This is a genomic window from Chryseobacterium vaccae, assembly GCF_009602705.1.
In the GTDB taxonomy this organism is placed as follows: domain Bacteria; phylum Bacteroidota; class Bacteroidia; order Flavobacteriales; family Weeksellaceae; genus Chryseobacterium; species Chryseobacterium vaccae.
Genome location: NZ_VSWH01000001.1, coordinates 3,566,826 through 3,588,837, shown reverse-complemented (window position 1 = coordinate 3,588,837; position 22,012 = coordinate 3,566,826). Strand labels below are relative to the sequence as shown.

The following is a 22,012-nucleotide window of genomic DNA, read 5'->3' as shown; positions in this document are numbered from 1 at the left end:
ATTTATCTTGGCAACCTGCCGGCTCTTTTTAAAAGTTCTTTATTGATCTCGCTGATCAGTCCCGGGCCTTCATAGATAAATCCGGTGTATAGCTGTATTAAGCTTGCTCCGGCATCTAATTTTTCCATTGCGTCTCTCACCGAGTGAATTCCTCCTACTCCGATGATTGGGAACGCACGGTTGCTTTTTTCAGAAAGATACCGGATCATTTTTGTGCTTCTCTCACGGATAGGTTTTCCGCTTAAGCCTCCGTTTCCTATTTGAGCTAATACTTCCGGCGAAGTTTTTAAACCGTCTCTGTTTACGGAGGTATTGGAAACAATCACTCCGTCTATTTTTGTTTCTGCGATCAGCTCAACAATTTCATCCAATTGGCTGTTGTTAAGATCCGGAGCGATTTTCAGTAATATGGGTTTCTGTACAGGTTTTGACTGATTGATTTTTTTCACTTCCGTAATCAGTTCACGCAGATAGTCTACATCTTCCAATTTGGCGTGGCTTCCTACATTCGGGCAGCTTACATTCAATACAAAATAATCTACATGGGGATGAAGACCTTCAAAACAGTCCAGATAATCCTGGGTATAGTTTTCCGGAGTGGTATCTGTATTTTTTCCGATATTTCCACCGATGATTATTTTGCCCTTGTTGCCTTTCAGCTTTTCGATAGCCGCTTCAAGACCATCATTGTTGAAGCCCATCCTGTTGATGATTCCGCCATCTTCAATTAAACGGAATAATCTTTTCTTAGGATTTCCTGCCTGAGCTCTTGGGGTTACCGTCCCGATTTCTACAAATCCGAAACCTAAGTCCCCTAATTCATTGAATAATGTGGCATTTTTATCAAAACCGGCCGCCAGTCCTACGGGATTTTTAAATTTTAAGCCGAAAACTTCTCTTTCCAGACGTTTATCTTCAATAGGTTTTGGAAAAAATAATTTGGTGAGAAATCCAAAATTTTTAAGCATTGAAAATGTAAAATGATGAACTTCCTCGGGATCAAATTTGAAGAGAACAGGTCTGATGATACTTTTGTACATTGAAAAAAAGTTTTACAAAAATACTCAATTTAAAATTAATCTATGGTTACCCTATGATATTTTATGGAAAAATGTTTTATAAACAGAATCTATAAAAGACAACACCACAATCTGTAGTAGAGAAAATATTGAGACTAAAAATTTTCTCTCGCAGAAGATGCATATTTTTTTGAATCCTTAAATTTTAAAGACCTGTGAAAGAAATATGGGGTAATCAAAATATTTCCCAATGACAGCTAGGAGTACAGGCTCAGGTCAAAGTTTAGGAGGTCTCCTACCCTTTTGAATTCTTCATCTATCGTAGCGTTCAGTATCATTTTTTCGTTGGTAACAGGATGATTGAAAATCAATTGATGAGCATGGAGCGTCATTTTGTTGATACCAAATGTCTGGAGCCACAGCTTATTCTGTTTATTACAGCCATGTTTTCTGCAGCCTAAAATAGGATGCAAAATATGTTTAAAATGTTTTCTCAGCTGATGAAACCGTCCCGTTTCAGGGATCGCTTCCACTAAACAATATCTGGAAGTCTGATGTTTTAAAAAAGGTAAATCAATTTCCGAAGTCTGCAGACGGTGATAGTTGGTAACAGCATTTTGCTTAACTTCATTTTCATTGATTAAATCATAATCGATGGTTTCTTTTTCTTTCGTCCAACCACGAAGAATTGCCAGGTATTTCTTCTCCACTTCGCGTGATGCAAACTGCTCACTCATGATTCTAAGGGTATCTTTATCTAAAGTAAACAGAAGAACACCTGAAGTCTTTCGGTCTAAACGGTGCACAGGATACACTTTTTGCCCAATCTGTTTCTTCAACTCCTGAATAGCATAAGTATCTGCCGCCCCTGCATAAAAAGATTTATGAACCAATAATCCACTGGGTTTGTTGATAGCAATGAGGTGTTCGTCGCGATAAAGAATTTCTAACATTTTGCAAAACTAAGTATAATTAGTTCTACAGCTCTCTTTTAAAGGTATAAATAACGCCATAAAAAGTTCCTCCATAATCTCTACTTTCAGCAGTCACCAGTTCCCAACCCTCACTTCCGTATTGATTTAAAGTTTTATCAATTTCAGCAGGTTCATATTTATTTCCCCAAAATCCTTTAGGCTCAATAATAACTGTTTTATATTCGAATCTTTTTTTCATAATAAATTTCTATTTTAAATGTACAATAAATTTTCGAGACTTAACACGGATTGAGTGGGATGTCTGAGCTCTTTTCGGGTTTTTGGCAGCGGCGGCTCCGCCGCCGCTGCCAAAAACCCGAAAAGCAAGTATCGAAAGCAGGTTCCCGGCTCCTAATTCTCTTGTATATAAAAACTTCTGTCTTCCATCCTTCAACTTCCCGCTTTTTCACTATTTTTGCACTTCAGACGTTAAAAAAATTATGGCAAAGCAAGAAGATGTTTTCAAGAAAGTGATTTCTCACGCTAAAGAATATGGTTTTATTTTCCCTTCTAGTGAGATCTACGATGGTTTATCCGCTGTTTATGATTATGGACAGAACGGAGCCGAACTTAAAAATAATATCAAACAATACTGGTGGAAAGCGATGGTACAGCTTAACGAAAATATTGTGGGTATTGATTCGGCAATCCTTATGCACCCAACAACATGGAAGGCATCAGGCCACGTAGACGCTTTCAACGATCCATTGATTGATAATAAAGATTCTAAGAAACGTTTCAGAGCTGACGTTTTGGTGGAAGACTACTGCGCTAAAATTGAAGATAAAGAGAATAAGGAAATTGAAAAAGCGGCGAAGAGATTCGGGGATGCTTTTGATAAGGATCAGTTTGTAGCGACTAATCCAAAAATTCTGGAATACAGGGCAAAAAGAGAAGCAATCCTTTCAAGGCTGGCAAAATCTCTGGAAAATGAAGACCTTGCCGATGTAAAAGCTTTGATTGAAGAACTTGAAATTGCTGATCCGGATACAGGTTCCAAAAACTGGACGGAAGTAAGACAGTTCAACTTAATGTTTGGGACTAAGCTTGGAGCATCTGCAGACAGCGCGATGGATCTTTATTTAAGACCGGAAACCGCTCAGGGGATCTTCGTAAACTTTTTAAATGTACAGAAAACTTCCCGTCATAAACTTCCTTTCGGTATCGCCCAGATTGGAAAAGCTTTCAGAAATGAGATTGTTGCAAGACAGTTTATCTTCAGAATGCGTGAATTCGAACAGATGGAAATGCAGTTCTTCGTAGCTCCGGGAACGGAACTTGAATTCTACGAACAGTGGAAGCAAAAACGTCTGAACTGGCACTTAGCTTTAGGATTAGGAAACGACAACTACAGATTCCATGATCATGAGAAATTGGCTCACTATGCCAATGCTGCCGCTGATATTGAATTCAATTTCCCATTTGGATTTAAAGAACTGGAAGGTATTCACTCCAGAACGGATTTCGACCTGAAGGCTCATGAAGAGTTCTCAGGAAGAAAGCTTCAGTTCTTTGATCCTGAAAGAAACGAAAACTATGTTCCTTACGTAGTTGAAACTTCAGTAGGTTTAGACAGATTATTCCTTTCTATCTTTGCTCATTGCTTAAGAGACGAAGTTCTTGAAGACGGTTCAGAGAGAACAGTATTGTCTTTACCACCTGCATTAGCACCAATCAAAGCAGCAATTCTTCCGTTGATGAAGAGAGATGGCCTGGCAGAATATGCAGAAAAGATCTTCAACGACCTGAAATATGATTTCAACTTATTCTACGAAGAAAAAGACGCCATCGGAAAACGTTACAGAAGACAGGATGCCATTGGTACTCCTTACTGTATCACCATCGATCATGATTCTCTTACGGATCATACGGTAACCATCAGAGACAGAGATACGATGCAGCAGGAAAGAGTTCCGGTTGCTGATCTCAGAAGAATCATTGATGAGAAGACCAACTTCAGAAATTTACTTTCAAAACTATAGACCCAAAGCCCTGATTTATCGGGGCTTTTTTCATGAAAATAAACAGACTGAAAAAGAACTTTCCAGGATATTCCCTATCAAAGATTTGATAACAGAATCAAACTCAGAACGGAAAATAAAATAGTGCATTTATTTTCTCATCTTCAAATTCTTTCCAAAATTATTTTAAATTTGTTGAGGACTGATACTCATACCTCTATGAAAGTATTGAAATATGTAATAGGCGGCGCAGCACTCGGGGTGGCAGCGGCCTATCTTTTTGGATATGACTACTTATTCAGCGGCATTTCCAAAACCTATCTGAAAGGAAAATCAAGTGCTTATATTGATGACGGGAATCTTTTTCCCAGCAACCCTGTTGCATCGGGAGAACCTCAACTCTGGGCAAAAGACTCCGAATACAATAAAAAGGAACTTCCGGAAAACATCACTGAGGATTTAAAACGCTCCAGAACAGCCGCTTTCATTGTCATTAAAAATGGCAAAATTCTTCACGAACAATATTGGGAAGGTTACAACCAACTTTCACATACCAATTCTTTTTCTATGGCAAAAGCGGTAACCGTGATGCTTTTAGGAAAAGCTCTTGAAGAAGGCATCATTAATAATATAGACGAGAAACTGTCTGATTTCTATCCTGAATTTAAAGAAAAAACATTCGGAAGCCAGGTCACACTCAGAAATCTGGCTCAGATGGAAGCCGGCCTTGACTGGAATGAAGATTACAATAACCCTTTTCTTCCCAATGCAAAAGCGTATTACGGGAAAAGTCTTGTGAAAGCAGTATTTTCCAGAAGTTTTAAAGAGGAACCCGGCATCCGGTTTGAATACCAGAGCGGCTCCACGCAGCTGCTTGGTTTTGCCCTGAGAAAAGCACTTGGCCAACCTCTCGCCAGCTATTTATCTGAAAAATTCTGGATTCCCCTGGGAATGGAACAAGATGCAACATGGAGTACTGACAATCATGGTATGGAAAAAACGTATTGCTGTATTCACGCCTGCGCAAGGGATTTTGCGAGACTGGGACAGCTGTTTTTAGATAATGGGAAAGTCGGAGCAACCCAGGTTCTGAATGAAAGATTTATAGAGCAGATGCGGACCCCCACCGAGAAATCAAACGAAATTTATGGTCTGGGACTTTGGATCAATCATGATAACCCTATTAAACATTATTATTTCCTTGGACTTCAGGGGCAGTATATTATTGTAGTTCCGGAACACAATATGGTTATTGTAAAGACCGGAAGCTATTCAAACAATCCTAAGAATGACAGGGGAAGGCCGGATCAGGTGAGATTCCTTGTTAATGAAACCGTACAACTATTTCAAACCTCATAATGGAAAAATACAACGCAAAAGTTGATGAATACATCGAGCAGGCTCCAGATTTTGCAAAGCCGATATTACATTACCTTCGTGAAACAATTCATGAGGTATGCCCTGATGCTGAAGAAGCCATCAAATGGAAATTTCCTACTTTTATGTATAAGGGGAAAATTCTATGTTCGATTACCGCTTTCAAGCAATATTGCAGTCTCGGATTCTGGCTTCATCAGGAAATGAAAACGATAAAGGAACTGGAAACCAACGCTGAAAAAAGCAATATGTTCAGTCTAGGCAAAATCACCAGAATGGAGGATCTTCCGTCAAAAATTCTGCTGAAAAAAGCCATTAAGGAAGCCATGGAACTTACGGATATGGGTGTTACAATGAAGAAAGCAGCTCCTTCCAAAATAGAAACTGAAGTCCCTGATTATTTTCAGACAGCTTTAAATGCCAATCAAAAAGCGCTGCATATTTTTGAGAAAGCCTCACCATCATTCAGGAAAGAGTATATCAACTGGATTATGGATGCTAAAACAGAAACTACCCGTCATAAAAGAATGGAACAGGCTCTGGAATGGATCTCAGAAGGTAAAGGAAGAAACTGGAAATATGAAAGGAAGTAGGTTCAAAGGATATTTTTCTTCAGATCATTGATCTAGAAAAAACGTAACTAAATAATCAATGGAATCTGAAGTTCGCTTCAGGCAGAGTATTGTTCTTTAGAAAAGCCTCATACTCCGGAGATAGTTTTGCACGGCCGAATGTATTTTCCCCGCTCATACTTCCGAGGCGGACTTTATCTTTTCCGAATTTTCTGTTCATAGCATCCATCGCTTTCATCACCGGAAGGTGCTGGTTCTGGGTATCTTCTTCAAAAAGGCTGATCAGTCTCTCATTTTCGGGAACAAAGTCATTGACAATTACTCCGGCTCTTTTATAGTGAAACCCCTCTCTGTAAATCGCTTCAAACAATTCATTGACTACCCTTCCTATCAGAATGGAGGAATTGGTAGGATTGGGAAGAATTCGTGTCATGGCGTTCCTGTATTCGGGGAGATCTTTTCTGAAACGGTTGGTCTGTACAAAAACCGTGACCATTTTACAGCAGGTATTCTGCTTACGAAGCCTTTCCGAACAATACATTCCAAAAGTCTCTACCCTTTCGCGGACTTCTTCCTTTTTGGTAAGCATTTCCATGAAACTCCGGGTAACCGCAATTGATTTTTTAGGAGATGGTGTATCCAGCTCCAGCTGGCGGATTCCTTTCAACTCATTAATCATTCTTACTCCGTGAATTCCCATGATCTTTCGTACCCAGATTTCAGGTTTCTGAAGCAGATCCCAGGCTTTATAGACGCCGCTGTCGTGCATTTTGGCAGAAAGTCTCCGCCCTATTCCCCAGACATCCCCTATCGGAAGCCATTTCAAAGCTTTTTCAATTTTTTCAGGAGTATCCAGAATATAAACTCCTTCAAATTGATCGGTATATTTTTTTACAATCCGGTTGGCAACTTTGCACAAGGTTTTAGTAGGAGCAATGCCAATACTTACCGGAATATGCACTTTTTCTTTAATCTCGTTTTTAATCTTCAGGCAATAATCATATAGGTTAACATATTTAAAACTCGTCAGATCTAAAAAGAGTTCATCGATGCTGTATACTTCAAAATCTTTTACATCAACATACGATGTTGCGACCCCAATGACTTCCTGACTTTTAAAATTATACAGTTCAAATTTAGCAGAAAAGCTTTTTACATCATGTTCTTTAAAAAGCTCTTTATATTTAAAAGCGGGTGCTGCCATTGGAATTCCCAAATCCTGTGCCTCTTTACTTCTGGACACCACGCAACCGTCGTTGTTGGAAAGAACCACAACGGGTTTGCCTTCAAGCTTAGGATCCAGAGTCCTTTCGCAGGAAACAAAAAAATTATTGCAATCTACCAGAGCATACATAACGGATGGTGAATATCTAATACAAAATTATCATTTTAAAAGAAGAAATCTTCAGCTTTCTCAATGAAATCGTTTATAAGCTAAATCGCCCTTATTTTGGCGACAAAATCTTCGACAGATTAGTAATAGCGGCCATTACAGGAGTATGATTGAAAAACAGATATACATTAAAAAGCAATAAAAATTGAAAATTATATCGTTAAAACTATTATTAATATTACATTTGCGATACAAATTTAAAAAAAACTTAAATTAATTTACCATGAAAAAAGTCTATCTTATTTCATCTCTTGCATTAGTGATGATGACAAGCTGCAAAAAAGACCAAACTACAAATGTTGATGCAAACACAACAAACGACACTACAGCAATTAAAAAAGAAACTACGGTTGATGGTGCTAACACTGCATCAGCAGAAAAACCTGCAGGTACAATCGATCCAGCAACCGGAAAATTGTCAATATCTGAAAACAAATGGGTTTTATCAGAATTAAATGGAGCCGCTGTAACAAACAATACAGATAAAGATTATTTCATTTCTTTAGATTCTGGATTAGCAAGATTTTCTGGATTTACAGGTTGTAATACTGTAGAAGGAGATTATCAAATAGTTGAAGCGGGGAAATTATTGTTCGCCAATGTTAATAGCACAGAAGTGGCTTGCGACCAAACTAAAATGGAAAATGAATTTATTGCAGCTTTAAAAAGCACAGATAGTTATACGATTGAAGGTGATATGTTACTGCTTCAAAAGGGAAAAACTGTAGTTGCTAAATTTGCAATCAAAAAATAATTATTATAAAAATTTAATTTTTAAAATCCTCTTTTCAGAGGATTTTTTTGTTTAAAACTTAATATGTGTATCCGTAGAAAAGATGATGAATAATATGTTTGGAGGCTGGACCGATATCGGTTTTGATTCTAGTTGTAGTTTGGAAATTTGTTCTTACAATGAATTTTGTTAATTAAAATGTTTAATCTCAAAAAACGATGGATGTTAGAACTTTCTTACCAAAAGTAAATGCTACTTTTCGAAAATTCAGTTCTCTTTCAGGGTTATATCCGTCTGCAATGGGGCTAAATCATCTTTATCCGCTCTTCTTCCAGATCAATCTGATACAGCTGATGGCGTATCAATTCTTCATCAATCGACAGATCTTTGTTGAGTTCTGAAAGAAACCGTCTCTGACTTTCCAGCATTTCAATGAAAACGGCCTTGGTTTTCTCATTCATCCATTCTGTTTCATCAGCTTTATTTTTTTCTTCCCAGTGTTTCAGCATCCGCTCTATTCCGGCATGGCTGTTCAGTCCATTTTCATGTTTATTTTTCAGGAAATGATAAACATGCTGCCTCAACTTCTGCTTGATCTCCTGTCTGGCCTGATTTTCTTTTTCTTCATTGATAAAATCATCAAAAGGGCGCAGATATCTGATTACATAAGGAAGGGTAAGCCCCTGCACCAGAAGAGTAAGCAGTATGACTACAAAAGTAATGAACAGAATAAGGTTTCTGTTGGGAAAAGGAAGACCATTTTCAAGGGTAATAGGAATAGCCAGCGCTGCAGCCAGTGATACTACCCCTCTCATACCGGTCCAACCCAGTACAAGCGGCATCATCAAACGCCTTTTGGTAGAAGATGCTCTTGGAGCAACACCGGGTCTGAAAACAAGAGTAGCAATCATGGCTGCATAAGAACTTACGATCCGTGCTGCGATAAGAATTCCCGTTACCAGAACTCCATATTGAATAGCTGTCTTCAGGGGAATCCCTTCTGAGCGCAAGCCGCCTACAATTTCAGGAAGCTCCAGCCCAATGAGTAAAAAGACAATTCCATTCAGGATAAACACAAAACTTTCCCAGACACTGTATCCTCTTATACGGCTGGTACTGTTTAAGAAAATCATTCGCTTATTCGACATATACAGCCCTCCGAATACTACTCCCAACACCCCGGAACAATGAAACTGCTCTGCTACCCAGTACATGAGGTACGGTTCAATCAACGTAAGCGCAATATCTGATGAAGCGTCTGTAGGAAGCCGTTTATGAGCCTGTACAAAAATCCAGGCAAGCGCTAACCCAATAACAGGTCCTCCCAGCACCATCCATAAAAAATCCAGAGACGCATCCTGCCATACAAACTGCCCTGTCCCTACAGCAACCAGTGCAAAGCGGAAGATAATCAGTGAAGAAGCATCATTCAACAGACTTTCGCCTTCCAGAATTGCTGATGTAGTGTTGGGAATTTTCACAAATTTCATAATAGCTCCCGTACTCACCGCATCAGGAGGAGATACAATTCCGCCTAACAGGAATCCTAGTGCAATGGTAAAGCCAGGAATAAAATAATTAGCGGTTATGGCTACCGTAAACGCAGTGAAAAAGACCACCAGAAAAGCAAAACTTCCGATAATCCGCCACCATCTTTTCATTTCTTTGAAAGAGATTGTCCATGCAGCTTCAAATAACAGAGGTGGCAGAAAAATAAAAAAGATAAGATCCGGATTGATCTTTACAGCCGGAAGACCGGGTACAAAGCTGACCAGCAGGCCGAATACAACCAGTAAAATCGGATAAGCAATTTTCAGTCTGGCAGCCCACATATTCAACAAAACAATTGCAGCCACCATAGCCAGCAAAAAAGGTAAGATCGTGTGCATTCGGTATTATGTTTTCTATCTTTCATATTTACCACTTCTATTTGATTTTTAAAAATTTAGAGATCATTTTTTCTACTATTTTTTTATGTAATCGGATTTCCGGATAAAAAATTTCAGAATTCAATTAAAACACGTCAAGTCCTGTCGCCTACCGTCTATACTTTTGTTTTATAATAATAAACTCATGGATAAAGTAACATCAGAAAGAATCAATAAGCTTCACCCGGAAGTAAGAGAAGAAGTAAGACAGATCATTAGAGAATGTGACGAAGCCCTTACCGGCAGGGCTAAAGTAAGAATTACGCAGGGACTGAGGTCTATGGAAGAACAGGAAAGGCTGTATGCTATCGGAAGGATTACTTCCGGAAAAAAGGTAACCAATGCTAAAGCCGGCCAAAGTATTCACAATTACGGACTCGCTGTAGACATCTGCCTGATGATTGACGGGAAAACGGCAAGCTGGGACACGGCTAAAGACTGGGATAATGACAAGGTTGCCGACTGGTACGAATGTGTAAAAATTTTCGCCAGACACGGCTGGGATTGGGGCGGAAACTGGAAAACCTTTAAAGACCTCCCTCATTTTGAGAAAAAGAATATTCAAACCAAGAAAGGTATGGTAAAAACCAGTTGGAGAAACCTTTCTAAAATGGCAAAGGACCAACAGCAATATGTGATTTTTTAATTTTCTTTTATTTGAAATTGAATAAAATACGACAAGTTCTGTCGCTTCCCCGGTCTACCTTTGTTTCATAGGAAAATGTTAGTTACCTGAGATCTCAATACTAAAACCAGCATCAGCTTTCATCGGCAGATTGTTGGTTTTAGTTATCTCAGGACCTGTTATTAAAAAAAACCAACCAAACATCATGAAAAAGACCACCATTCTTTCTTTGGACGGAGGCGGAATAAGAGGAATTATTACCTGTATTATTCTGCGTTACATAGAGGAACAGCTCCAGCATTATGACAACCCGGGTGCCCGGCTCGGTGATTATTTTGATCTGGTAGCCGGAAGCAGTACCGGAGGGCTGATCGCTTCTATTATTTTATGTCCTGATGAGCACCGGAAGGCAAAATATTCTATTCAGAAAGGATTAGAATTATATGCTGAGAAGGGCGGAGATATATTTCAGGTCTCTTTTTGGGAAAAGCTGGTCAATCCTTTTGGCCTGCTGAACGAAAAGATCTCCCAGGAAGCACTTGAAAAAAACCTGAATGACTTTTTTGGACACCTTGAGCTTAAAGAATTTATAAAACCATGTTTAATCACCAGCTATGATATAGAGAACAGAAGAGCCAAGCTTTTCAATTCGTGGGAGGCTCATCTGAGCACAGATAATTTTTATGTAAAAGACGTTTGTAGAGCGACTTCTGCTGCTCCTACTTATTTCAGACCAGTACAGATAAAATCGATGTACGGGCAGATTTTCAGTTTGATTGACGGAGGAATGTTTGCCAACAATCCTGCACTCTGTGCTTATGCCGAAGCAAGGAAAATTCCTTTCGCAGAGGTTCTGAAAAACCATCAGAAAGCCAATCATCCAACCGTAAACGATATGATCATTGTTTCTATAGGAACAGGAATTGAGGCGAGACCGTATTCTTTTAAGAAAATGGAGAAAGCCGGGAAGATTGGCTGGGTAAATCCTATCATTGATATTTTAATGTCTGCCAATGCAGAAACTGTAGATTATCAGCTAGGCCAGATGTTTCAGACATTAGGAATGAGGAATCAGAAGAATTATTACCGTCTGAATCCATCTTTAAAAAATGCTTCTCCTGCAATGGATAATGTAAAGAGGTCCAATATTGAAAATCTAATCCAGGCGGGATTAAGTTATATTGATGACAACCGTGAAAGCCTCAATCAGATTGTACAAAAACTGATCAGAAATAAAATATAAAAAAAGTAAAAAAGATTTTTAATGCGTCAAGTTTTGTCGCTTTCCACGGATATCTTTGAAGCATCAACAAAGACAAAAAAAATAATCATTTAAAACTTTTAAAAGCCTTTGAATTCAACATCAATTTATACGGGACAACCTGAAATATGCCCGCTAAACCTTAAAGCACCCAACATGGAAACACCAGATCACAACCCGGATACCGCTTTCGATACCGATCTCTATACCATAGAATGGAGCGACATCGAACATGCAGAGATGGATTATGAAAACTATCTCAATGACATTGAACATTTTTTTAAGGAAGATTTTGAAGAAGATATTCTTGAAGAAGATGCACCCAGATAATTTTAACACAACAGGTTCCGGCGCTGTTCATCGCTCTTTGCAATCTCTCGCAATGCCTATAACAGTCTCATTAAACAGCCAATACACCTTTGAAATCACCAATCACAAAATGATGAGCAGCCGGAACCGTGTTTAATAATTGATAGATAAACCTGTATTTCTGATACAGGAAACCATGAACATTTTATTCAGCCGCAACACCAAAAGTTGCGGTTTTTTTTGTAATATTCCACAGACTAAAATAAAACCATGAGATATCCATTCATTTTTTTGCTGTTTATATTGATCGGATGTAAAAAAGAGAATATCACAGAGCTTCCCAAGCCATTGAAAATTAATAAGATTTTCACAGAGCAGACGTATGGTGATGATGCAAAAGCATATACCAATGACAGCCTATTTTGCATCTATCAGGATGATACTCATCTTAAAGTCTGGAAAAACGGAGTTTTCCTGAACGATAACCAGGATATTCTGCCTTTAATTAAAAAAAATGATTCAACAAAGATGTTCAAGACTTATAAATTCCAGTCGGAGCTAATGAATCTGGACTTTAAAAAATATTCTGATAAGGCTGTTAACCGGGATACAAAAGATTATCAGATCAGAAAAAAAGGCGAAGATTATTTTCTGTACAAAAAAGGATATAACGAAATAAAATTACCGGTCCGCCACTATGAATCTATGGATTGGATTACCTTTAACAGCATGGACATCAATAATGACAAAATTCCTGAACTTTTTATATTTAACGAGTACTATAACAGCCGGGAGGATAATGAAGATGGAAAAATGACCGTTTATGAAATAAAATAAATGATCTGTTTTTATGAAAATTATAATCTTAAAAGCATTGTCTATATTAAGAAGTATGGATGTTATTATTTGAAGAAATCCTCCCTTATTTAGACGATTACAGAGATCTTGATCAGATTACGATAATCATTGTTCATGAAAAAAAGAATGAAATAATCAAAATGCTGGAAAATGAAGGATTTGTTCTTGATTTCATATCAATTTCCACACTAAAACCATAATGAAAATGAAAACCAAAATCACAGAACAGGAACAACCTATTACCACAGAAGATATAGAGCATATTGAAAAACAATTCGGCTTCACTATGCCCGAAAATCTAAAAAAGCTCTATTTAAAATATAACGGCGGTGTTCTGGAATCCGGGGAAAACTCCTATGATTTAGACAGCATAAAGTATGGAAACTCCCGGATGGAAGAAAGTATAGACAGTTTTCAGATTACGGAGCAGCACATTCCCCGGGAATATCTTCCTTTTGCCACTACGCCAATTGGTCATATCATTTGTATTTATACAGGAAACGGGAGCAAAAACGGATCCATCTTTCTTTTCCGGTATGATGAAGTGGAACCTGTATTCTATAACCGGAATCTGGAAGATTTTTTAGCCATAGACTCTATTGAAGAACTTTAAAACAATAAACTGAATGATCAATTATATTGAAAGCTTTACTTTAAATTACCATCACAATTATTTTAAGTTTGACAGAAACTTTTATGAAGACCCTAAAAAAAACATCCTTACATTTCCGGGAGATTTTTACCACTATCAATCTGTAATCATATGGAAATATAATAACAGAAAATATATGTACTCTACAGAATTGGTTGGGCATATGCCTTGTCCTGACTTCAATGGCATTGCTTTTATTAGCAGAGTGGACAAAACCAAACTTATTATCTGTAATCCGGACGCCAGCGAAAGGTTTATCCTCTCTCCTCCCGATTTCCTTCAAAAGGAAGAATATGAGAAAAGGGATTTTGGCATTCATTTTTTTAGATTCTCTGCAATTTTTGAACGTTTTGATCATTATTTTGAATATAATGGTAAAAAATATCTGACTGTAAAAATATCCTTATACGAAAACGAATCCTGCCTTTTTGGTATTTCACAATTGCGCTATCTGGATGTAGAAAGCGGAGATTTCTTACCTTTTACAAAAACGATTTTCACAACAACAATGGACTTTGAATCAGGAAATCCTCATGCTGCACCAGTAGAGAAAAAAATAGATCTGTAGGATTTAGCCAAAACTTGTAAGAAAAAGTCTTAAATCTCATTCACAAAAAATAAAATACGACACGTTTTGTCGCATTAAGCACATATCTTTGTTACATAGAACTTTAGCCATTAAGCCCGTTCTGTTAACACGTTTTCTAACGATTACAGAGTAAGCAAAACCTTAAAAATAAACTCATGAAAAAAGATTTTTATCTGACAAGATATGCCTTAATCATCAAAAGATTAGAAAGCTCTCCTGCTACCTACCCTCAGCTGGAAGCATACCTTCTGAACTCTTTTGAATTTCAGGATGCGGAGATCAAAAGCTACTCCATCCGTACCCTTCAGCGCGACATCCGTGAGATATCCGATCTTTTTAACCTTTCTATCCACAACAAGAAAAAAGGCGACAACCGTTATTATATAGAAAGCCGCCCCATCATGGAAGTGGATGAATACAACCAAAAACTGCTGGAATCTTTCCAGGTAAGCAATGCCTTAAACCTTCATCCTGATTTTTCAGATTTTATCTTTTTCGAAAGCAGAAAACCTACCGGAATTGAGCACTTTTATGATCTGTTCTTCGCCATCCGCAATAAAAGAGTGGTTAGTTTTGAGCATTACAACTACAAAAATAAACTGATGACCTCCCGCAAGGTTCATCCTCTTGCTTTAAAGGAATCTAAAGACAGATGGTACCTGATTGCGATGGATACGAAAGACAAAATGCTAAAGTCATTCGGGCTGGACAGGGTGAACTATCTTGATGTAAGCAAAAACAAATTCAGGGAAAAATACAACTACAACTTCAGAGAACATTTCAAAAATGCTTTTGGTGTGATGAATCTTGCAGAACAGAACCCCCAGAGTATTGTCTTAAAATGCAGCCGCCATCAGGGAGAATATATCAGGAGTTTCCCTCTTCACCAGTCACAGAAAGAAACCAAAGAAACACCGGAAGAGATCTATTTTGAGTTCTTTCTCCATCCTACTTATGATTTTATGCAGGAAATTCTTTCTTATGGAAAAGAGGTAACCGTTTTAGAACCGAAATGTTTAGTTGATGACATCCGCACCCATCTTCAGGAGTCCCTGAACCGCTATCTTGAAAGCTGATCAATAATCATTTCATCTCATATTTTTTAGTTATATTTACATAAATATACCCATCTTGAAAGCATTATTACTCTCTCTCTGCTGTATTATTTCTTCATTTTGCTTTGCACAGCAGAAAGAAGAATTCAGACTCGTGAAGAGCTACTATAATCAGCACAGGATGATGTTGAATTCAGAATTTAAAAAGAAGTTTGATTCAGAGACGAATACTTTTGTAAAAGCCGGCATTAAAAGTGACTATAAGCTTTTCATGAAAAAGATGGACAGCATTGAAAACATTGCACTCATCGGCGCTTTGCTGAAAGTAAGAAATATAGAAGACCTTCAGGGAATCGGTAAGCAGAAACATTTATCTGATAACAATTCTGACAAACCCACAGACGTTGAAAAAGCCGCAAATTATCCCGGCGGGATTAATATCCTGAGACAGGAAGTGGCTGATCTCTTTTATACAGAGGGTGTTTATACCGAAACGAAAACCGTAAAAACCAATGTTGCTTTTATTGTAGAAAAGGACGGAAGCATCAGCAATGTTCACGCTCAGGGTGATAATTTCACCTTCAACAGACAGGCAGAAATTGCGCTCTACTCTGTTGCTGAAAAGTTTTCCCCGGCTTTTGTTAAAGGAGATCCTGTGAGGTACCGTTTCAAGCTTCCTTTAACTTTAACTCTTGAATAAAATCTATGTTTACCGACGAATATTATATGAAGATGGCGCTTCAGGAAGCAGAAACCGCCCTGGAAAAAGATGAGGTTCCCATCGGATGTGTGATTGTTTCCAACAACCGCATCATAGCAAGAGCTCATAATCTTACTGAAACATTAAACGATGTTACAGCCCACGCAGAAATGCAGGCGATCACTTCAGCAGCCAATTTTCTTGGAGGAAAATATCTGAAAAACTGTACGCTTTACGTCACCCTTGAACCTTGTGTGATGTGCTCAGGCGCCCTTGCATGGTCACAAATCTCCAAAGTAGTGATTGGAGCAAGAGACGAACAACGCGGCTTCATCAATAAACACCTCACCCTCCATCCCAAAACGGAAATGGTAATCGGAATTATGGAAAACGAATGCTCTGCGATTGTTAAAGAGTTTTTCAAAAGCAAAAGATAAACAAGGGTAAGGAAGATGGTGGCTGGAAGGTGGAAGTTCCTGCAGCCTGAAAACAGCTGAAGATTTATTGTAAGAATTTTCTACTCAATAGAAAAGTTTTCCGGTATAGCCGGAGTTTACCTCATCCATATTCTACTCTACTTTTTCTATTACGGTGTGAAAAAGAGGCCGTAAAGCATTCATTTTCTTCCAGTTTAACTCTTTTGCCCGGATTTCGCCGCTTCCCCAATTAAGAATGATCAGGCTGTCTTTTTTTTCGTAAGAAATATTCATATGAATTTCTTTACCATCATCATCTTTAAGAAGAAATAATCCTCTAGGGCCTGAAGCATAATGAAAATCTCTCATCTGTTCTTTTTTATCCATCAGAATCAGGTAATGATTACGATGAAAGAAAATATACTGCAGATCTGAATTTTCATCTGTATTTTTAAAACCACCATGAATAGAAGGCCTTTCTGATATATCATCATTATAATTCCCGGAGCTGATGTAGGGAAACAAGATGAGGACCAATGATGATCCAAGAAAAGCAGTTTTAATAAATACACCCAGCGGCCGCAACATTCCCTGTACATCCCGGGTTTCATTTAGCTTTGTTTCTTTCTTCAACACTAAAAAATGGAAAATCGGAATCCAGTCATCTTTCAAGGCAAAAACCGTCATCAATAGTAAAATCAGGGAGAATAGCTTTACAGAAATATCAAACCCGATATTGATCGCTACTATATTGATGAAAATACCAACAGCAATCAGCAATCCCAGAACTCTTGTACGATAAATAAGAATCAGAAGTGCTGCCAGAAGTTCTATCCCACCGGTCCATACAGAATAAGACCGGGAAACTCCCATCGTGCTCCAGAAGAGGATATCCCGATCCAGATTTCCAAAGCGGGAATAAAGAATATTGGGTTCCGGAAGATAAAACTGGGCTTTAAAAACTTTATCAAAGCCATATTTCATCAGAACTACAGCCAGATATACAACGATTGCTTCTTTAGAAAAAGAGAGAACCTTTTGAATATATTTCGGGCTGACCAACGTTGTGATACCCAATGACAGTACCAGTAGAATTCCTATGAAAACAAGCATAGAAATACTATCCGAAGAAAAATCAATTCTGACATTTTCCAATCCGAAAACAATATTTGCTACCCATTCTGTAAGATCACCGAATAGAAAAACGGTAATTTCCCTCTGAAAATCCCCCAGAAAATCCAGCGGAAAAAAAAATATGAAAAGCAGAAAAAAAGTTCCTGCCCAGCTGATAAGCTTATCGCTCATTATTTCTTTTTATTTTTCTTCCAGTTGTATAATCCGGAAATTCCGGAAATCATCAGTACTCCCAATAAAAGACCTCTCGGAGTTTTTTCAGACTTTTCTTTGGCAGGTTTTACTGCGGCAGGTTTTATCGGCTTATAGGTTTTATTTTTTTTATCATATTCCACAAAAACAACACTGTCTACGTCATTAACGAAGAAATAATCTCTTTTCAGAACCTGTTTTACACTGTCTATATTTTTTTTTGAAAAAAGAGGTTTATTCACGATCTCTCTTCCCGGTGTCCATACTTTTCTGCTATCTCTCCTGTCTTTGGGTACCAATTTATCGGAAGAGCTGGTCACCAGAATGGCTTCATTATCATTAAGAATAATCACAGAATCGAGCCTTGCATCCTTTACAAATTTTTGAGGTGCAGCGCCGAGATTAGAAAAATTGGCATCGAAAAGGTCTTCCGAAACCGCTTTGGTAAAGTTTTCAGTACCTCCACTATGGCTTTTAAAAGCAATCAGCTTTGTTTGTGAAAAAGAAGTAATACTGGTGATGAGAGCAAACAACGAGTAAATTATTTTCATGGAAATATTTTAAGATTGGATTCCTTCTTCCACAAAAAGTTAAAATCAGAATTATTTTCTGAAGATGGAATACATCATCACATCGAAATATTCATCATCCTTTTTAAGGTGCTGTTTCAAAAGTGCTTCCTGCTCCATGCCTATTTTTTCCATAATCCTTCCGGAGGCCCGGTTATGAAGGAAATAAGTCGCATAAATCTTATTAAACTGCAGTTCCTTAAATCCGAACTCAATCAACGCTTTTGCAGCTTCTGTAATGTAGCCTTTGTTCCAGAAAGGCCTTCCCATCCAATAACCCAGCTCTGCTTTATCACCATCCCTATCGTGAAGGCCGATAGCTCCTATGATCTGCCTTTCTTTATTACGGACAGCAAATGTATAACCTGTATTCCTATAAAATGCTTCTTCAGACATTTTCAGCCAGAATTCGGCATCCTTTCTTGTGTAAGGAAACGGAATATTAGAGGTAAGATCTGAAAAAATCCGATCCTGAAGATATTCCGTGACAAGATCAAGATCCTCTTCTTTCAGCTTTGAAAGAACAAGCCTTTCTGTTTCTATTTCCGGGAATTCATTGAGTTTTTTCATGATAGGTTTTTATTTATAACTAAAGGTCTTTTCCTAAGAAATAAAGTCCTTTCAGAGTATGCAGCCTGTCCATGACATGGATCTTTTCAGTCAGAGGTTTATAAACATGAGAAACGCCTCCGGTTGCTACAACAAAGCAGTCATCATTCACCTCATCATTGATACGGTCTATAAAGCCTTCGACCATTCCCAGGAACCCGTAAACCATTCCGCTCTGCATGCAGGTTACCGTATCCAGTCCCAGTACAGATTTGGGCTTTTTCAGTTCAATTTCAGGGAGCTGGGCGGTATGGCTGATCAGGGAGTTCAGGGAGGTTACAATTCCCGGGGCAATAATTACGCCTAATGTTTCTCCTGTTTCTGCCACACAGCTTGCCGTGAGCGCTGTTCCGAAATCAATTACAATCTTCTTTCTGTTCGGATACATATTATGGGCCGCTACAAGGTTGGCATAAATATCGGTTCCCATCTGTTTGGATTTGGCCTGTACTCCCGAAGGGGTGGTCCGGTCTACAATAACCGGAAGAATTCCATGGATTTTTTTAATTGCCGAACTGATCACTTTGGTAAGCTGGGGAACTACAGATCCTATGATCACCTTACTGATGTCCTGTGGTTCTATTTTATACGTCTGATACAGCATCAGCATCTGTACATACAGCTCATCTGCCGTTCTGTACGGTTTGGTATTGATCACCCATGAAATATCACAGTTGTCTCCGTTAAAAAGTCCGAATCTTATATTGCTGTTTCCTACGTTGATGACGATTGAATTCATTTGATTTTCTAAACAGTTACGGGTTAAAAAAAGGATTGTAAAAATAAGGCTTTCTGCTTAAAAATCTGTTCGATATTTCTATTAATTTAAGATCGTTGTTAATGCATTTAGCACAATTCTCGTTTCACTTACTAAAAAACCCTCCGCAGTTGCTTATTGAGCTTATTAATTTTCTTTATAGCTCTTTACATTTGAGCATCACTAATCAATTAATCATTATGAAAAACTTAAAAAAACTTTCCAGAAGCGGATTAAAATCTATCATTGGCGGTGATGTTTTATGCCCTATGCCAAGCGGAATACCCGCACGATGTCCCGGAACCGTATGCCCGCCTGACCCATGTAAAGAGCTATGCTTTAGATCCTATAAAGATTGTCATTCATAAGGAATACTATAGTCATTAATCTCATTTTTATCCATTAAAAAAGGGAATATTTTTCAATACTCCCCCTTTTTTAATTTTTGCCGGTTATTTCACCTCAACAAAGTTATCTTCCGGATTAACATCGGCCATTCTCTGGCTGAAATCAACAGCCATGGCGGCTAATTGTGATTTTGTATAAGGAATAGTCAGTATATATTCTTTCTGAGTCCAAGGCCAGTACGGTTGGGTTTTTAAATCACCATAGATGTCCTTTTCTTTCCATGTATGCGTCAAATTCACAGGAATCTGGTAGTTGATAATTTTTTTATCTGCGGTCACAATACTGAAGTCGATCGGCATAGGAACCTGTCCGTTATTGACCAACGTAATCGTTGTAGATTTTGCATCATATTTCACATCCTTAATTCCGTAATCAATAGTTTTTGTTGTATTGATCCAGTAATGATGGAACCACTTAAGATCCATTCCGGAAACCTTCTGCGCAATGTGAAGGAAATCCCTGTCTGACGGATGTTTCAGATGCCATTGATCATAATACTGCTTTAAGGTTTCTGCCAGATTCTCTTCACCCATAATATAACCCAGCTGCACCAGGTATAATTCTCCTTTCACATAAGAGGCATACGTATAGGATGTACCGTTATCATGATGATCTCCCAGCCATACTGCAGGCTCTTCAATCCCCTTCTTCAGGAACTTCCTGTAAGCATCTAATGTTTTATAAAAAGGATTGGGAAGATCTTCAGGAAATAGCTGATGCATCACAAATCCTTCTGCATAACTTGTAAATCCTTCATCCATCCACGGGCGCATCGGCTCATTGGTTGCCAGCATCTGCTGATACCAGGAATGGGCACCTTCGTGGGCCATTAATCCCATTAAATCTTTTATACTTTTGGCTTCTCCTAAAATCATGGTACACATTCCGTATTCCATTCCTCCGTCACCTCCCTGGATAAATGCATATGTCGGATAAACATATTTTCCGAAATGCGTATTCATCATCTGGAAATATTTGGTGATATAGGGCTGTGCTTCCGCCCATACTTTAGTTTTATCATTTTTTTGATAGACCAGATATACTTTCGGGCCTTCCGGAACATCAAAGTTTTCAACAGAGTAGTCTCTGTCTGCGCTCCATGCAAAATCCAGAATATTTTTCGCGGTCCATTTCCAGACTGCTTTTTTATTTTTGTCTGCTTTGATTTTAGCGTCAGCGGTATAGCCTTTCACTTCAGCAGGATTTTCAAGGATTCCTCCTGCTCCCACAACGTAATCTTTATTGATTTTAATCGTTACATCAAAGTCGGCAAACGGAGCATGAAATTCTCGTCCGATATAATCAAAAGTGGCCCATCCGTCATAATCATATTCTGCAATTTTCGGATACCACTGGGTCATGGTCATATCCACACCTTCTTTATTATTTCTTCCGCTCCTTCTGATCTGTTGTGGAATGACAGCATCCCAATCCATTGTGAAAGTTGTTGTGGAATTCGGTTTAATGGGTTCTGCGAGGTATACTTTCATTACCGTTTCCTGGATCTCAAATTTCAGATTTTTACCATTCTGTTTGATCCAGTGAATATTCTGAGCGCCTTCTTCCTCTTTAGGAATAGAAGCCAATCTTGAAATGCCGTCTTTCTGAAGCCTTGAATCTCCGTTTTTTCCCTGACCGGCTACTCTCTGATCCATCATAGAATTCGGTTTAAAGGCATTCCAGTACAGATGGAAATACACCACCTTCAGTTCGTCCGGTGAGTTATTAGTATATTCTAAAGTCTGGGTTCCCTGATAGGTAAATTTTTCAGCATTAACATCAATCTCCATTCTGTACTTCGCAGCCTGCTGATAATAAGGGCCCTGTTGGGCATGAAATTGTGAAATGATAAACGCAAAAAGGATTGCAACCGATTTTTTCATTTAAAATTTATTTTTTCTAAAGGTAGGTAAATTAAATA

At 38.3% G+C, this 22,012-nt stretch carries 24 protein-coding genes and 1 pseudogene; 15 read left to right on the top strand and 10 right to left on the bottom strand.

What is annotated here, in order from left to right:
* Window positions 1-2: 2 nt before the first annotated feature.
* From FW768_RS16395 to FW768_RS16385, 3 genes are all read right to left on the bottom strand, one after another.
* Window positions 3-1,040, bottom strand: coding sequence for a quinone-dependent dihydroorotate dehydrogenase (locus tag FW768_RS16395; RefSeq protein WP_153397248.1), 1,038 nt, complete (start codon window positions 1,038-1,040; stop codon window positions 3-5).
* Between the two features lie 236 nt (window positions 1,041-1,276).
* Entirely contained in the window at window positions 1,277-1,972 is a 696-nt protein-coding gene (locus FW768_RS16390) for a pseudouridine synthase (protein WP_153397246.1), read from the bottom strand.
* A 25-nt stretch (window positions 1,973-1,997) separates the two neighbouring features.
* Window positions 1,998-2,192: a DUF4177 domain-containing protein gene (locus FW768_RS16385; protein WP_153397244.1), complete on the bottom strand. Its 195-nt coding sequence runs from the start codon at window positions 2,190-2,192 to the stop codon at window positions 1,998-2,000.
* 241 nt (window positions 2,193-2,433) lie between these two features.
* Here FW768_RS16385 and FW768_RS16380 point away from each other — a divergent pair, with 241 nt between their 5' ends.
* The 3 genes from FW768_RS16380 to FW768_RS16370 all read left to right on the top strand — a co-directional run bounded on the left by FW768_RS16380 (window position 2,434) and on the right by FW768_RS16370 (window position 5,924).
* Window positions 2,434-3,975 carry a glycine--tRNA ligase gene (locus tag FW768_RS16380; RefSeq protein WP_153397242.1) on the top strand — a complete coding sequence of 514 codons (1,542 nt, stop codon included), beginning with the start codon at window positions 2,434-2,436 and terminating at the stop codon, window positions 3,973-3,975.
* 198 nt (window positions 3,976-4,173) lie between these two features.
* Window positions 4,174-5,313 (top strand): serine hydrolase domain-containing protein, encoded by a 1,140-nt coding sequence (locus tag FW768_RS16375; RefSeq protein WP_153397240.1) that lies wholly within the window; start codon window positions 4,174-4,176, stop codon window positions 5,311-5,313.
* Window positions 5,313-5,924, top strand: coding sequence for a YdeI/OmpD-associated family protein (locus tag FW768_RS16370; RefSeq protein WP_153397238.1), 612 nt, complete (start codon window positions 5,313-5,315; stop codon window positions 5,922-5,924). Before FW768_RS16375 ends, FW768_RS16370 begins: the two co-directional genes overlap by 1 nt.
* Window positions 5,925-5,979: 55 nt before the next feature.
* Here the strand turns inward: FW768_RS16370 and FW768_RS16365 are convergent, their stop codons facing one another.
* A complete protein-coding gene (locus FW768_RS16365; RefSeq protein ID WP_153397236.1) occupies window positions 5,980-7,257 on the bottom strand; it encodes a Y-family DNA polymerase in 1,278 nt (425 codons plus the stop codon).
* Between the two features lie 16 nt (window positions 7,258-7,273).
* Here FW768_RS16365 and FW768_RS24035 point away from each other — a divergent pair.
* Window positions 7,274-7,406, top strand: a pseudogene (locus tag FW768_RS24035) (IS1595 family transposase); the annotation flags it as partial.
* A gap of 113 nt (window positions 7,407-7,519) precedes the next feature.
* Entirely contained in the window at window positions 7,520-8,050 is a 531-nt protein-coding gene (locus FW768_RS16360) for an META domain-containing protein (RefSeq protein ID WP_153397234.1), read from the top strand.
* A gap of 284 nt (window positions 8,051-8,334) precedes the next feature.
* Here the strand turns inward: FW768_RS16360 and FW768_RS16355 are convergent, their stop codons facing one another.
* The gene (locus tag FW768_RS16355) at window positions 8,335-9,918 is read right to left on the bottom strand and encodes a Na+/H+ antiporter (RefSeq protein WP_153397232.1); all 1,584 of its coding nucleotides are present in this window, start codon (window positions 9,916-9,918) and stop codon (window positions 8,335-8,337) included.
* Between the two features lie 184 nt (window positions 9,919-10,102).
* Here FW768_RS16355 and FW768_RS16350 point away from each other — a divergent pair, with 184 nt between their 5' ends.
* The 9 genes from FW768_RS16350 to FW768_RS16310 all read left to right on the top strand — a co-directional run bounded on the left by FW768_RS16350 (window position 10,103) and on the right by FW768_RS16310 (window position 16,443).
* Window positions 10,103-10,603 carry a M15 family metallopeptidase gene (locus FW768_RS16350; RefSeq protein ID WP_153397230.1) on the top strand — a complete coding sequence of 167 codons (501 nt, stop codon included), beginning with the start codon at window positions 10,103-10,105 and terminating at the stop codon, window positions 10,601-10,603.
* 184 nt (window positions 10,604-10,787) lie between these two features.
* Entirely contained in the window at window positions 10,788-11,825 is a 1,038-nt protein-coding gene (locus FW768_RS16345) for a patatin-like phospholipase family protein (RefSeq protein WP_153397228.1), read from the top strand.
* Window positions 11,826-11,933: 108 nt separating this feature from the next.
* Window positions 11,934-12,173 (top strand): hypothetical protein, encoded by a 240-nt coding sequence (locus FW768_RS16340; RefSeq protein WP_185151996.1) that lies wholly within the window; start codon window positions 11,934-11,936, stop codon window positions 12,171-12,173.
* A 249-nt stretch (window positions 12,174-12,422) separates the two neighbouring features.
* A complete protein-coding gene (locus FW768_RS16335) occupies window positions 12,423-12,989 on the top strand; it encodes a hypothetical protein (protein ID WP_153397224.1) in 567 nt (188 codons plus the stop codon).
* A gap of 226 nt (window positions 12,990-13,215) precedes the next feature.
* Window positions 13,216-13,623 (top strand): SMI1/KNR4 family protein, encoded by a 408-nt coding sequence (locus FW768_RS16330; RefSeq protein WP_185151995.1) that lies wholly within the window; start codon window positions 13,216-13,218, stop codon window positions 13,621-13,623.
* A 13-nt stretch (window positions 13,624-13,636) separates the two neighbouring features.
* Window positions 13,637-14,230 (top strand): hypothetical protein, encoded by a 594-nt coding sequence (locus FW768_RS16325; protein ID WP_153397220.1) that lies wholly within the window; start codon window positions 13,637-13,639, stop codon window positions 14,228-14,230.
* Between the two features lie 176 nt (window positions 14,231-14,406).
* Window positions 14,407-15,327 (top strand): helix-turn-helix transcriptional regulator, encoded by a 921-nt coding sequence (locus FW768_RS16320; protein WP_153397218.1) that lies wholly within the window; start codon window positions 14,407-14,409, stop codon window positions 15,325-15,327.
* Window positions 15,328-15,382: 55 nt separating this feature from the next.
* A complete protein-coding gene (locus FW768_RS16315; RefSeq protein WP_231128705.1) occupies window positions 15,383-16,006 on the top strand; it encodes an energy transducer TonB in 624 nt (207 codons plus the stop codon).
* A gap of 5 nt (window positions 16,007-16,011) precedes the next feature.
* Window positions 16,012-16,443, top strand: coding sequence for a nucleoside deaminase (locus FW768_RS16310; RefSeq protein WP_153397216.1), 432 nt, complete (start codon window positions 16,012-16,014; stop codon window positions 16,441-16,443).
* A 132-nt stretch (window positions 16,444-16,575) separates the two neighbouring features.
* Here the strand turns inward: FW768_RS16310 and FW768_RS16305 are convergent, their stop codons facing one another.
* From FW768_RS16305 to FW768_RS16290, 4 genes are read right to left on the bottom strand one after another with little or no spacing between them, the layout of a single operon-like run.
* Window positions 16,576-17,727: a hypothetical protein gene (locus FW768_RS16305; protein WP_153397214.1), complete on the bottom strand. Its 1,152-nt coding sequence runs from the start codon at window positions 17,725-17,727 to the stop codon at window positions 16,576-16,578.
* Window positions 17,727-18,299, bottom strand: a complete 573-nt coding sequence (locus tag FW768_RS16300; protein WP_153397212.1) for a hypothetical protein — start codon at window positions 18,297-18,299, stop codon at window positions 17,727-17,729. The genes FW768_RS16305 and FW768_RS16300 overlap by 1 nt, the downstream gene beginning before the upstream one ends.
* Window positions 18,300-18,350: 51 nt before the next feature.
* Entirely contained in the window at window positions 18,351-18,887 is a 537-nt protein-coding gene (locus FW768_RS16295) for a GNAT family N-acetyltransferase (protein WP_153397210.1), read from the bottom strand.
* Window positions 18,888-18,906: 19 nt separating this feature from the next.
* Window positions 18,907-19,665, bottom strand: coding sequence for a type III pantothenate kinase (locus tag FW768_RS16290; RefSeq protein ID WP_153397208.1), 759 nt, complete (start codon window positions 19,663-19,665; stop codon window positions 18,907-18,909).
* Window positions 19,666-19,883: 218 nt separating this feature from the next.
* On the opposite strand from FW768_RS16290, the gene FW768_RS16285 reads away from it, so the two are divergent.
* Window positions 19,884-20,051, top strand: coding sequence for a bacteriocin-like protein (locus FW768_RS16285; protein WP_153397206.1), 168 nt, complete (start codon window positions 19,884-19,886; stop codon window positions 20,049-20,051).
* An 84-nt stretch (window positions 20,052-20,135) separates the two neighbouring features.
* Here the strand turns inward: FW768_RS16285 and FW768_RS16280 are convergent, their stop codons facing one another.
* The gene (locus FW768_RS16280) at window positions 20,136-21,974 is read right to left on the bottom strand and encodes a M1 family metallopeptidase (protein WP_153397204.1); all 1,839 of its coding nucleotides are present in this window, start codon (window positions 21,972-21,974) and stop codon (window positions 20,136-20,138) included.
* Window positions 21,975-22,012 lie beyond the last annotated feature (38 nt).

What these genes read in the sequence shown, in the direction of transcription:
- FW768_RS16355 (WP_153397232.1), bottom strand. Translation starts at nt 9,918, where the DNA reads ATGCACACGATCTTACCTTTTTTGCTGGCTATGGTGGCTGCAATTGTT.
- FW768_RS16375 (WP_153397240.1), top strand. Translation starts at nt 4,174, where the DNA reads ATGAAAGTATTGAAATATGTAATAGGCGGCGCAGCACTCGGGGTGGCA.
- FW768_RS16320 (WP_153397218.1), top strand. Translation starts at nt 14,407, where the DNA reads ATGAAAAAAGATTTTTATCTGACAAGATATGCCTTAATCATCAAAAGA.
- FW768_RS16360 (WP_153397234.1), top strand. Translation starts at nt 7,520, where the DNA reads ATGAAAAAAGTCTATCTTATTTCATCTCTTGCATTAGTGATGATGACA.
- FW768_RS16295 (WP_153397210.1), bottom strand. Translation starts at nt 18,887, where the DNA reads ATGAAAAAACTCAATGAATTCCCGGAAATAGAAACAGAAAGGCTTGTT.
- FW768_RS16305 (WP_153397214.1), bottom strand. Translation starts at nt 17,727, where the DNA reads ATGAGCGATAAGCTTATCAGCTGGGCAGGAACTTTTTTTCTGCTTTTC.
- FW768_RS16395 (WP_153397248.1), bottom strand. Translation starts at nt 1,040, where the DNA reads ATGTACAAAAGTATCATCAGACCTGTTCTCTTCAAATTTGATCCCGAG.
- FW768_RS16380 (WP_153397242.1), top strand. Translation starts at nt 2,434, where the DNA reads ATGGCAAAGCAAGAAGATGTTTTCAAGAAAGTGATTTCTCACGCTAAA.
- FW768_RS16325 (WP_153397220.1), top strand. Translation starts at nt 13,637, where the DNA reads ATGATCAATTATATTGAAAGCTTTACTTTAAATTACCATCACAATTAT.
- FW768_RS16280 (WP_153397204.1), bottom strand. Translation starts at nt 21,974, where the DNA reads ATGAAAAAATCGGTTGCAATCCTTTTTGCGTTTATCATTTCACAATTT.
- FW768_RS16335 (WP_153397224.1), top strand. Translation starts at nt 12,423, where the DNA reads ATGAGATATCCATTCATTTTTTTGCTGTTTATATTGATCGGATGTAAA.
- FW768_RS16310 (WP_153397216.1), top strand. Translation starts at nt 16,012, where the DNA reads ATGTTTACCGACGAATATTATATGAAGATGGCGCTTCAGGAAGCAGAA.
- FW768_RS16370 (WP_153397238.1), top strand. Translation starts at nt 5,313, where the DNA reads ATGGAAAAATACAACGCAAAAGTTGATGAATACATCGAGCAGGCTCCA.
- FW768_RS16290 (WP_153397208.1), bottom strand. Translation starts at nt 19,665, where the DNA reads ATGAATTCAATCGTCATCAACGTAGGAAACAGCAATATAAGATTCGGA.
- FW768_RS16345 (WP_153397228.1), top strand. Translation starts at nt 10,788, where the DNA reads ATGAAAAAGACCACCATTCTTTCTTTGGACGGAGGCGGAATAAGAGGA.
- FW768_RS16350 (WP_153397230.1), top strand. Translation starts at nt 10,103, where the DNA reads ATGGATAAAGTAACATCAGAAAGAATCAATAAGCTTCACCCGGAAGTA.
- FW768_RS16300 (WP_153397212.1), bottom strand. Translation starts at nt 18,299, where the DNA reads ATGAAAATAATTTACTCGTTGTTTGCTCTCATCACCAGTATTACTTCT.
- FW768_RS16390 (WP_153397246.1), bottom strand. Translation starts at nt 1,972, where the DNA reads ATGTTAGAAATTCTTTATCGCGACGAACACCTCATTGCTATCAACAAA.
- FW768_RS16330 (WP_185151995.1), top strand. Translation starts at nt 13,216, where the DNA reads ATGAAAACCAAAATCACAGAACAGGAACAACCTATTACCACAGAAGAT.
- FW768_RS16365 (WP_153397236.1), bottom strand. Translation starts at nt 7,257, where the DNA reads ATGTATGCTCTGGTAGATTGCAATAATTTTTTTGTTTCCTGCGAAAGG.
- FW768_RS16385 (WP_153397244.1), bottom strand. Translation starts at nt 2,192, where the DNA reads ATGAAAAAAAGATTCGAATATAAAACAGTTATTATTGAGCCTAAAGGA.
- FW768_RS16285 (WP_153397206.1), top strand. Translation starts at nt 19,884, where the DNA reads ATGAAAAACTTAAAAAAACTTTCCAGAAGCGGATTAAAATCTATCATT.